The organism is Thermocladium sp. ECH_B, from assembly GCA_001516585.1.
Classification (GTDB): domain Archaea; phylum Thermoproteota; class Thermoprotei; order Thermoproteales; family Thermocladiaceae; genus Thermocladium.
Genome location: LOBW01000142.1, coordinates 1 through 1,400, shown reverse-complemented (window position 1 = coordinate 1,400; position 1,400 = coordinate 1). Strand labels below are relative to the sequence as shown.

Sequence of the window (1,400 nt, the reverse complement as noted above, 5' to 3'; positions counted from 1 at the left end):
TCGGGTTGAGGATGATGCGGGCAAGGGGCATCACGGTGGAATCGGTCGAGAGCATCGTATCGTTGGGGATCATGTGGATGAACACGCCAAATTGGTACAAGCCGGATATAACACCTTAATGATGCCGCAAGCCTCTGCATTACTGACGTAATCAGGAAATGGAGGAACTGGCTCATGGAGGCTATCGAGGATCCGGATAGGTTTTGGGGTAGGAGTGCACCCGAGAACCTACTGAGATGGCTAGTGGAGAAGAACCTCATAATTTACAATATGCATCACAGGGAACCACAATTCTGGGTCGACGAGCTACCGGAGAGGGATTCTGAACTCGGCATTGGAAAATATGTGGCTTGGCAATCGCCACTGCACAGGGAGGCGGTTAGAAGGGCACTAAAAGAGGCAACATAATTTACTGAAGCGATGCAGAAATACCAAGTATTAACAATAAATAATGGATGGATTTATAAGGTATGAAAATAGTCCATATAACTCCTTTTTATAGGCCTAGCATTGGTGGTGTTGAAGAAATAGTGTACAATACCGTTAAAGAACTTGCTAAAAGAGGCCATGAGGTTCACGTTGTGTCGGTGAATTACGATAATAGATGGAAAGAAATTGCAAAACCTAGCACAGTGGTTGAAGAGGGAGTTATTGTTCATAGACTTAGGCCGTCTTTCATAAAAATTGGTTATGCAACATTAATGCATGATTTAAAGAAGGTTCTTTTTGAAATTAAGCCGGATATTGTTCATAGCCATAATTTGCATCCTCATCTGTTTCAAGCCATTGCCTGGAAAAGTAAAGTTGGTTATAAGGTAGTTGCGCAGTTGCATTTTCCTAAGATGACTGGGGTAGATAACTTAGTTGCTAAGATGTTTTTTGAACCAACAATGAAAATCCTAACCTGGAATCAGAATAATGTAGATGTATTCATAGCTCATACCCAACTAGAAAAGCAGTGGTTCATAAATAGTGGAATTAATGGCGGCAAAATTTCGATAATTAAGTACCCATGCGCCCCTGATAGTTTAGCTGCCTATGTACCAAAAAGAGATATTCATGAACTTCTAGGCTCAGATATTGTAATAACATACATTAGTAGGATACATAGGAGGAAAGGACAACATCTACTTATAAAGGCATCGGAACATCTTAGAAATTATCTCAATAGAAACTTTAAGGTATATATTGCAGGCCCCATATCAGATCAGAAATACTTTATTGAGCTGCATAATCTTGTCCAACGTCTGAGTTTAAGTGGCATTGTGGTCTTAGAACCAAGAATACTACGTGAGGAAGAGAAGTTAGATTATATGTCAACATCTAATATATTCGCATTAACCTCCTTAATGGACTATACTCCAGTAGCAGTATTTGAATCATTGGTCTTAGGCACACCA

The 1,400-nt window shown here is 40.1% G+C and carries 2 protein-coding genes; both read left to right on the top strand.

The window, feature by feature from the left end; all coding sequences use genetic code 11:
* Window positions 1-174: 174 nt before the first annotated feature.
* On the top strand, window positions 175-408 hold the full coding sequence (locus tag AT710_09795) for a hypothetical protein (protein KUO89735.1): 234 nt from the start codon (window positions 175-177) through the stop codon (window positions 406-408).
* 62 nt (window positions 409-470) lie between these two features.
* A partial coding sequence (locus tag AT710_09790; GenBank protein ID KUO89734.1) for a hypothetical protein occupies window positions 471-1,400 on the top strand: 930 nt, incomplete at its 3' end.

What these genes read in the sequence shown, in the direction of transcription:
- AT710_09795 (KUO89735.1), top strand. Translation starts at nt 175, where the DNA reads ATGGAGGCTATCGAGGATCCGGATAGGTTTTGGGGTAGGAGTGCACCC.